General features: G+C 69.4%; 5 protein-coding genes. 1 reads left to right on the top strand and 4 read right to left on the bottom strand.

Translation table 11 applies throughout. The annotated features are described in order from the left end of the window. Positions 1 to 1,747, bottom strand: a 1,747-nt coding sequence (locus ACF08W_RS34845) for a type I polyketide synthase (protein ID WP_392281751.1), incomplete at its 3' end; no start/stop codon positions are given. Between the two features lie 206 nt (positions 1,748 to 1,953). Next, positions 1,954 to 2,730, bottom strand: a complete 777-nt coding sequence (locus ACF08W_RS34840) for a BTAD domain-containing putative transcriptional regulator (protein WP_385218270.1) — start codon at positions 2,728 to 2,730, stop codon at positions 1,954 to 1,956. A gap of 530 nt (positions 2,731 to 3,260) precedes the next feature. On the opposite strand from ACF08W_RS34840, the gene ACF08W_RS34835 reads away from it, so the two are divergent. Beyond that, positions 3,261 to 6,092 carry an AAA family ATPase gene (locus tag ACF08W_RS34835; RefSeq protein WP_392281750.1) on the top strand — a complete coding sequence of 944 codons (2,832 nt, stop codon included), beginning with the start codon at positions 3,261 to 3,263 and terminating at the stop codon, positions 6,090 to 6,092. Positions 6,093 to 6,191: 99 nt separating this feature from the next. Here the strand turns inward: ACF08W_RS34835 and ACF08W_RS34830 are convergent, their stop codons facing one another. Together ACF08W_RS34830 and ACF08W_RS34825 are read right to left on the bottom strand one after the other, a co-directional pair. Then, a complete protein-coding gene (locus ACF08W_RS34830; protein WP_392281749.1) occupies positions 6,192 to 7,709 on the bottom strand; it encodes an FAD-dependent monooxygenase in 1,518 nt (505 codons plus the stop codon). Then, positions 7,706 to 8,889: acyltransferase domain-containing protein (locus tag ACF08W_RS34825; protein ID WP_392281748.1), on the bottom strand; the 1,184-nt coding region annotated here is incomplete at its 5' end. The genes ACF08W_RS34825 and ACF08W_RS34830, both read right to left, overlap by 4 nt.

Here is an 8,889-nt window from a genome sequence, read left to right as displayed (position 1 = left end):
CCGCGTCGAACGCCTCCGCGAACACCGGGAACGACGCATACAACCCACGCCCCATCCCCACCCGCTGACTCCCCTGACCAGCGAACAAGAACGCCGTACCACCCGCAGGACGCTCAACCCCCGACACCACATGCCCCGCACCCTCACCACGGGACAGAGCCCCCGCCCCGGCCAGCAACTCCTCACGGCCAGCACCGACAATCACCGCACGATGACCGAAACGAGCACGCGAAACCGCCAACGACCACCCCACATCCCCCACCCCGAGCCCCACATCGGCAGACACCCGCTCCACCAACCGCGCAGCCTGCGCACGCACCGCAGCCTCACTCCGCCCCGACACCACCCACGGCACCACACCAACCGACCCCGACCCCACACCCGCCTCGGCAACCACCTCAACAGCAGCCACCACAGGAGCCTCCTCCAAAACCACATGGGCATTCGTCCCGCCCATGCCGAAGGAGCTGACGCCGGCGATCAGCGGGCGATCAGGCCGCGGCCACCCGCTGAGGCCGGTCTGCACCCGGAGATTCAGTTCGTCAAGCGGGATGGCGGGGTTGGGGGTCTCGAAGTTGAGGCTGGGCGGCAGTTCCCGATGCTTGATGCTGAGAATGGCCTTGAGGAGGCCGGCGATGCCGGCGGCGCCTTCCAGATGGCCGATATTGGTCTTGGCCGAACCGACGACGAGGGGGTGGCCGTCCGGGTGTGCCGAGCCAATGGCGGCGCCGAGGGCGGCGGCCTCGATCGGGTCGCCCAACGGCGTTCCCGTGCCGTGCAGTTCGACGTACTGGACCTCCTCGGCGGTCACGCCGGACCGCTGGAGGGCCTGCCGGATCACGGCTTCCTGCGTCGCGCGGCCGGGGACGGTGAGACCGTCCGTCGTCCCGTCGTTGTTCATGGCGCTGCCGCGGATGACGCAGTGGATGCGGTCGCCGTCGGCGATGGCTTGGCTCAGGGGCTTGAGGACCACGAGGCCGGCGCCTTCGCCGCGGGCGTAGCCGTTGGCCCGTGCGTCGAAGGTGTGGCAGCGGCCGTCCGGGGAGAGTCCGCCGAACTTGGCCGCGCCGACAGTGCTTTCCGGGACGATGTTGAGGTTGACGCCGCCCGCGAGCGCGAGCGCGGACTCGCCGCGGCGCAGACTCTCGTACGCCAGGTGGACCGACACCAGCGAGGAGGACTGTGCGGTGTCGATGGCCAGGCTCGGCCCGTGGAATCCCAGGGTGTAGGAGACCCGGTTGGCGATGATGCTGCGGTGCAGGCCGGTGACGGTGTGCCGACCGATGGCCTGGGGGCCGTGCCGGTACAGCAGGGTGGCGTAGTCGTCCCAGATCGCGCCGACGAAGACCCCGGTGCGGCTGCCGCGCAGCGTGGCGGGGACGATCCGGCTGTCTTCCAGGGCCTCCCAGCTCAGCTCGAGGACGAGACGCTGCTGCGGATCCATGGCGGCGGCTTCGCGGGGGGAGATCCCGAAGAAGGCCGGGTCGAAACGGTCGATGCCGTCGAGGTATCCGCCGCGACGGGCGTTGGTCTTTCCCGGTGCGTTCCGGTCGGCGTCGTAGAATTCGTCGACGTCCCAGCGGTCGGTCGGGGGTTCGGTGAGGGATTCCGTGCCCTGGCTGAGATTCCGCCAGAAGGTCGCGGGGTCGGGCGCCCCTGGCAGACGGCACGCGATGCCGATCACGGCGACCGCGAATCCGTCGGAGGCCTTGGTACCAGGAACCGTGGTATCGAATTCGCTCACCATCGCGCGTGACGTCCTCTTTCCGGGAAGGAATCCGCCGTATCGTCCGCGGGGATCTCCGCGGGCCATGGGACGTCGACCAGCTTCTCCGGAGGGACTAACGGACCCCTTGCCACGTTCTAAAGCGACGGTTGCGTGGCGTCGGTACCGCGCGCGGGCACGCGTCGGGGCGGGGAGCCGACATGGTCCCCCGCCCCTCGTTCACCCGGTCAGGCCGTGGCGGGGCGCAGCTCCAGTTCGTCGTCGGCCACGAGAATCGCCTGGTAGAGGTCGCGAAGGGCGCGCGCGGGTTCCACACCCAGTTCGCGGTCGAGGATGTCGCGCGCGTGGTGGAAGACCATGAGTGCGTCGCCCTGCCGCTCGGCCCTGTACAGCGCCAGCATCAGCTGGCGGTGGAAGGCCTCGCGCAGGGGGTACTCGGCCACCAGGCTGTAGAGCGAGGCGATGAGCTCGCGGTGCCTGCCGAGTGTCAGGTCGACGTTGTTCTTCATCTCGATGCACTCAAGGCGGTCCTCGTCGGCCCAGGCGACGAAATCGTCGACGATCGGACCGCCACGGAGATTGCCGAGTACCGGCCCCCGGAACATCGCGAGGGCGGTACCGAACGCCTCGGACGCCATCTCGTGCTGGCCTCGGTGCATCGCACCCCGGCCCAGGGTGACGAACCGCTGGAATGCCACGACATCGAGTTCATCGCCCGGTTCGAGCAGCATCACATAGCCCGGGGAGCGAGTGACGACGGGGTTTGATCCACCGGTTACCTCGCGCAGGAATTTACGTAGTTGAGATATATGGACGTGCAGTGCGGCCATGGCCCGGCGCGGCGGCGCATCGCCCCATATCTCATTGCTGAGTTGATCGATCGTGACGATCTGATCGGCACGGATCAGCAAACTGGCCAGTAACAGTTCTATCTTGCGCGCGCTGATGAATGACGTCCGTGTGCAGTCGGTGACGCGCAGACTGCCCAGAAGCTCGTACTTCATCGATTCCCCTCGTTGGCCCATCGGGCCTGCGCGGCCGGAGCCGGCGCAGACGGTGCGAGCCCGACGTCGCGTCTCCCGACGCGGGCTGTGGGGCAGCACATCGTTGGGCTGCGTCCTGTGTGCTCGCACAGGTCAGGATGCCAACGCGGCCGGTCCGCCCGCATCGGTGAATGTACGTAAGTATTTTCTGAACCCCAGGGGCCCTTTTCGGCCACCCGCCTCCTGGGCGCCGGGCTCGAAACACCGGCCGTGGCAGGCTCGGCGCCGCCCCACCATTCCCGCGCCGGCCCACCGCCTAACGTGAGATGCGCCTCACAGCCCCAAACCGAGCGCCCGGTACTATGAGCTAGAACATCAATTCGGGGGGAGTTGTTGAGTCAGGGTGCGGTACGGCTGAAACCACCGCCCCGCCTTGCGATGCCGTGCCAGTCGATTCGCCAGCTCAACTATCGAAAGTTCTACACCCTACCTCTCCTTCGATTCACAGGCCATGCCGAACGAAGAGGCAAGTCCTTTTTCAGACATTGTGCATGAAGGGGGAACGCACGGTGATCCGTGACAGGGATTCCGGTGAGATCGGCCGGCCCGCCGTCCGGTCCGGGGAAGCGCAACGCCTATGGAGTGCTCTGGACGACCTGGGTCGCGGCCGGGGGCGCACCATCGAGGTGGTCGGTGAGCCCGGCATGGGCAAGACGCATCTGCTGTCCTGTCTCGCCGACGAGGCCGCCCGCCGCTCCTTCATCGTCGCGTCCACCAGATGCACCGAATTCGAGCGTAATCTTCCCTGTCAGGTGTTCGTCCAACTTCTCGGCGCCATCCCGGGTTTCTGCGGCCTGAGCGAGGACTCACGGACCGAGGCCACCCGTTTCCGGGTGTACGACGCGGTGCGCACGATGCTGCGCGACCGTGCCGGACAGGGGCTCGTGCTCATCCTCGACGACTTCCACTGGGCCGACACCACTTCTCAGGAAACCCTTGAGAACCTGCTGAGGATCCCCGTCGACGCCCCTCTTCTCCTGGTCGTCTCCCAGCGCACCCGTCAGGCGTCGACGCGGTTGCGCAGTGCGCTGGCCCACGCCATCGACTTCGGGAACGCCGAACGCATCGAACTGGCTCCGCTCACCGTCGCGCAGTCAGCGGAACTGCTCGGTCGGCCGGTGTCCAGCAGCACCTTGCGCACCCTGCACGCGGCCTCGGGCGGCAATCCCTCGCGGCTGGAACTCGCCTTCGCCGAAAGATGGCATGAATCGCAGGTGCCGCCGGCCATGGACCAGCCCCTGCCGGAGCAGTTCGCCGCCGTGCTGGCCGGCGAGATCGATGCCCTGGCCCCGCATTTCCTCGTCGTCGCCCGCGCCGCCGCGGTGATCGGCTCCCGCTTCACCCTCGACGCCATCGCCGAGGTCTCCGGAATCCACCGGGGCGAGGTCTGCCCCGCCGTCACCGAGCTCATCCGCCGCGATCTGCTGCGCCCCATCTCCCGTACCGCGGCATTCGCCTTCCGCTCCCCGGAGCTGCAACGGCAGGTCCACACCACCTTCGACCCGTGTTCCCGTGCGGCAATGCACCGCCGTGCGCTGGCCATGCTCGCGCGCCAGGGTGCCCCCGCCGTCGAACAGGCGGTCCATATCGAGCAGTCGCTGTCCGAGCTGACCGAGCAGGACCTGCACACTCTGATCCTGGCCGTCCGCGAGGAGCTCCAGACCGCGCCCCACCAGGCGGCGCGCTGGCTTCGGGTGGCGTTGCGGGTGCCCGTCTCCCAACTGCGGGACGAGAACGAGCGACAGGATCTGCTCGGCCTGCTCACCCTGGTCCTCGGCACGGGCGGCAGGCTGAGCGACAACAGCGATCTGGTCCTCGGCCTGCGCCGCCTCGCACCCGCCGAACCCGGCGTCGCCCGGTCCCGGGTGATCGCGTTCTGTTCTCTGCTGCAGGGCTACCTGGGACACCGCGCGGCGGCCCAGACCCTGCTCAACCAGGAGTTGGAGTCCTTCCCGGGCCCTGGCATGCCCGCCGCCGCGGTGCCACTGCTGGTGCAGCGCGAGGTCACCAAGATCTTCAACGAGCAGACGCCCGAGCTGGAGCAGGTCGAGCTGATCCTGCACGCCGCGCGCGAGCACGGTGACCGGATCAACGAGGCGGGGGCACTGGCGCTCCGTGCGCTCGGCCAGGCCCTCACCTGCGGCCCCGAGGACGCCCGGATCAGCGCCGAGGAGTGCGCCTTCGTGGTCGACGGCCTCACCGACGAAGTGCTCTGCGAACATCCGGAGTTCCTGGCCATGCTGGGCTGGGCGGAGGGGTTCCTCGGCTTCCACACCGAGGCCGCCGGGCATTTCAAACGCGGCGCCTCGCTCCTCCCGCGATGCGGCCGCGCCTTCCTGAGGCCCATATTCCTCAACGGCATCGCCTTCTGCTACGTGCAGAGCAACCGTGTCTCCGAGGCGCGCGCCATGGCGGCGAAGGCCAAGCAAGCGGCGTTGGAAGAGGGCGGCGCGGACCTCCCCATCCTGGCACTGGCCCTGGAATCGTGGCTGCTGATGCTCACCGAGATCCGCGGTGAACACCGGGCCCTGCACACCGCCGAGCAGGCGGTGAAGACCGTCAACGCGGGCAACCGCCCGCTGAGCGTGCTGACGACCATCTCGCTGGCCATCGCGGCACGGGTGCAGGGCGACTATCCGCGCGCCACGGCGCTGCTGCTCACGGTCGGCGGCGGACCGGACCTCCTGGAGATCCCGCCCGTGATGCGCCCCGCGCTCTACGAGATGCTCACCGCCACCGCCTCGGGCAACTCCTCGCCGTCGTCCGCGGAGTGGGCCTGGCTCGCCACGTCCGCGGTCCAGGACGTCACTCTGCCCATGCCCCGGGCGTTCGCGCTGATGGCCCGAGCCCATGTGCTGCACGAGACCCCTGCCGTGGCCGCGGAGCTCTACCAGGAGGCGTCCTGCCTGTTCTCCTCGACGGGGGCCAACTGGGCCCAGGCCTGGGCGATGACGCACGCGGCCTCCTGCATCGCGGCCGACGGACGGACGCCGGAAGCCATCACCGTCCTCGATTACGCCGAGGAGCTGGCGCTGCGCGCCGGGGCGTCACGGCTGTTCGAGAACGCTCGTCGGCTGCGCAGGGAACTGTCGGCGTTCGACGAGGAGGTCGAGAAGAAGGAGTCCACGGGTGTGCTGTCGATGCTCACCGTGCGCGAGCGGGAAGTGGCCGGCATCGTCGGCACGGGGAAGAAGACCCGGGAGATAGCTCAGGAGCTGAGCGTCAGCCCGCGTACGGTCGACGCGCATCTGACGCGGATATACCGCAAGCTCAACATCAGTTCGCGAGCTGCGCTGGCACGGCTGATGGCGCAGGCAAGCTGAGCGGCCCGCGGCGGGCGGCCCGAAGACGGCGGGCAGCGGAAGACAGGCGTGCCGGGCCCGGTTCAGAACCGGGCCCGGCACGCACCACGTCCACCGAGGTCATGCCGGGGAGGGCTCCCCGAACCACGTGGTCAGCGCCGTGCGCAGTCCGCCGTCGGGAGCGCCGGCCGCGTCGGCCGGCCCCGCCCAGGCGACATACCCGTCCGGGCGGATCAGCAGCACGGGCTCCGTAACCTGGCCGTCCGCCTCGGCACTGACCACGTCCACCCGGTCCGCCCAGCCGCGCCACTCGTCCGGCCGTGCCGCCCCCTGGGACAGATCGAGGACCACACCCCGGCCCGCGCGCAGGGCACGGGCCACGCTCGTCCGCTCCCCGTCGGCCGTCGTCAGCGTCAGATCGGGCACCCGGCGACCGAGCAGCGGCGACACCGGGACGGACGGGCCCTCGTCCCCGGTCATCCGCTGCCCCGCGTACTCCATGGGGTAGACGGTGTTGATGCCGGTCACCATGTCGTTGAGGTGCCGGGTGACGCTGGTGAACCCGACCAGTCCGCCGAAGAGTTCCCGCAGCGGCGCCACTCGGTCCAGCGGATACATCAGGGCGACCTGGGCCTCGGCGTTCAGGCAGGCCCGGCGGCCCACCGGGTGCCGCTCGTCGTGGTAGGTGTCGAGCAGCCCGTCCCGCGCATCTCCGCGGAGATGGGCGGCCAGCTTCCAGCCGAGGTTGAGCGCGTCCTGGATGCCGGTGTTGAGTCCCTGCGCACCGGAGGGGAAGTGCGCGTGGGCAGCGTCTCCCGCCAGCAGTACCCGGCCCTTCCTGTACTGCTCGGCCTGCTTCGTGGCATTGTCGAAGCGGTGCAGACGGCCTCGCACCTCGCCCAGCTTGACCTCCTTGCCGGTGATCCTGCGAATCGACGCCCGAAGCTCCTCCGGAGTCGCGGGCTCCTCGTCGGGCACACTCGGCCGGTCGAACTCGGTCGTCATGATCCGCACCAGTCCGGGACCGATCGGTATGGCCCCGAACAGACCGGTGGGGTGCAGGCCCGCGTCGAACTGCTCTCCTTCGGGCACCTCCACGTCGCCCCACAGGCCGTAGTACGTCTTGCCGTCCCCCTGGAAGTCGAACCCCGCGAGCCGGGCCACCGCGCTGTTGCCGCCGTCGCAGCCCACCAGGAAGTCGGCGCGGACGGTCTCCTCGCCCGCAGCCGATCGCACGGTCACCGTCACGCCGGATTCGTCCTGCTCGACGCCGACGACCTCCTGGCCGCGACGGATGTCGACCCCGTGTGCGACGGCGTGCTCCGCGAGGACCTGCTCGGTCCGGGCCTGCGGCACCACGACGATGTACTCGCGCTCGTCCAGCTTCGCCACATCCAGCCAGTGGAAGGCGAAGTGGGTGCGCGGCCACGGCATCGGGTCACCCGCACGGATCGTGTCACCGGGACCGCGCAGGTCCAGCGCTTCCAGCGCCCGCGCGTGCAGCCCCAGGGCCCGCGACTGGCCATCGGGCTCGGCGGCCCGCTCGACGACGATGGTCTCGACCCCCGCGAGCCCCAGCTCCCCGGCCAGCATCAGACCGGCCGGGCCGGCCCCCGCGACAACTACGGTGCCACTCATGACGAACTCCTGTGATCTGTATGGATGTTCAGCTCGGAATGGATGAAGGCCACCAGCGCACGGGGTGTGGGGTGGTCGAAGAGCACGACGGGCGGCAGATCCAGGCCCGTTGCCTCGCACAGCAGATTGCGTACTTCCAAGGCGGTGAAGGAAGTGAAACCGATGTCGAGGAAGAGGTCCTCGGCCTCGATCGTCTCCGTCGCCCCGTGCCCGAGGACGGCCCCCGCGTGGACGCGTACGAGGTCGAGCAGGATCAGGTCCGCTTCCTCTTCCGTGGCTGCTTCCAGCCGGCGCCTCAGCTCTTCGGCGCCGGACGCCGCTGCGTCCGGGGCGTCCGCTTCAGACTCTGTGGCCACGGCACTGTCGGCCGCTGCTGCTGCCCTACGGTGCCAGGACGCCAGCACGGGCAGCAGCGCGGCCAGTGGCTCCCGCTGCTCCGTTCCGCTCTCCAGCAGGCTGAGCAGCTCGTCGACGTCCCCGCCGACGACGGCCTCCCAGAAGCGTGTCTCATGCGGAAGCGCCGGATCCGACGAGGACTCCACGGGCGCGTCGAGCCAGAGCCGCTGCCGCTGGAAGGCATACGTGGGCAACGCGACGCGGCGTGCGCCGTCGCGCTCCAGCAGGGTGTTCCACCGGACGGGCAGCCCGTGGACGAACGCTGTGGCCAGGGCGGCAACGGCGCCGTGGGGTTCGGGACGGTCCTTGCGCAGGGACGGTACGAACACCGCGTCCCGGCTCTCGGCACCTTCCTGGGCGAGGGTGGTGAGTGTGGCGTCCGGGCCCAGCTCGACGAACGTCCCCACCCCCTCGCCTTCGAGGGTGCGTACCGCGTGATGGAAGAGGACCGCGTTGCGGGCATGGGCGGCCCAGTAGTCGACCGAGGACAGCTCCTCGAACGAAGCCACCCCACCCGTCAGCGTCGACACCACAGGAATACGGGGCCGCGAGAACTCCAGCCCACCCGCGACCGCACGGAAATCGTCCAGCATCCCGTCCATCAACGGCGAGTGGAACGCATGGCTTACTGTCAGTCGGCGTGTCCGGTGACCCGTCTCCTCCAGCAGAGCCGCGACCTCCAGGACCGCGGCCTCGTCACCCGACACGACCGTGGAGGAGGGTCCGTTCACCGCGGCCAGCGCAACCCCCGCACGCCCCTCCAGCAACGGGGCCACCACCGACT

The sequence above is a fragment of the Streptomyces sp. NPDC015144 genome (assembly GCF_043079735.1).
Taxonomy (GTDB): domain Bacteria; phylum Actinomycetota; class Actinomycetes; order Streptomycetales; family Streptomycetaceae; genus Streptomyces.
The sequence above is the reverse complement of the archived record's forward strand: the minus strand, read 5'-3'. Positions and strand labels throughout refer to the sequence as shown.

Excerpts from the sequence above, each read along its gene's own strand:
- ACF08W_RS34840 (WP_385218270.1), bottom strand. The coding sequence starts at position 2,730 with ATGAAGTACGAGCTTCTGGGCAGTCTGCGCGTCACCGACTGCACACGG.
- ACF08W_RS34835 (WP_392281750.1), top strand. The coding sequence starts at position 3,261 with ATGAAGGGGGAACGCACGGTGATCCGTGACAGGGATTCCGGTGAGATC.
- ACF08W_RS34830 (WP_392281749.1), bottom strand. The coding sequence starts at position 7,709 with ATGAGTGGCACCGTAGTTGTCGCGGGGGCCGGCCCGGCCGGTCTGATG.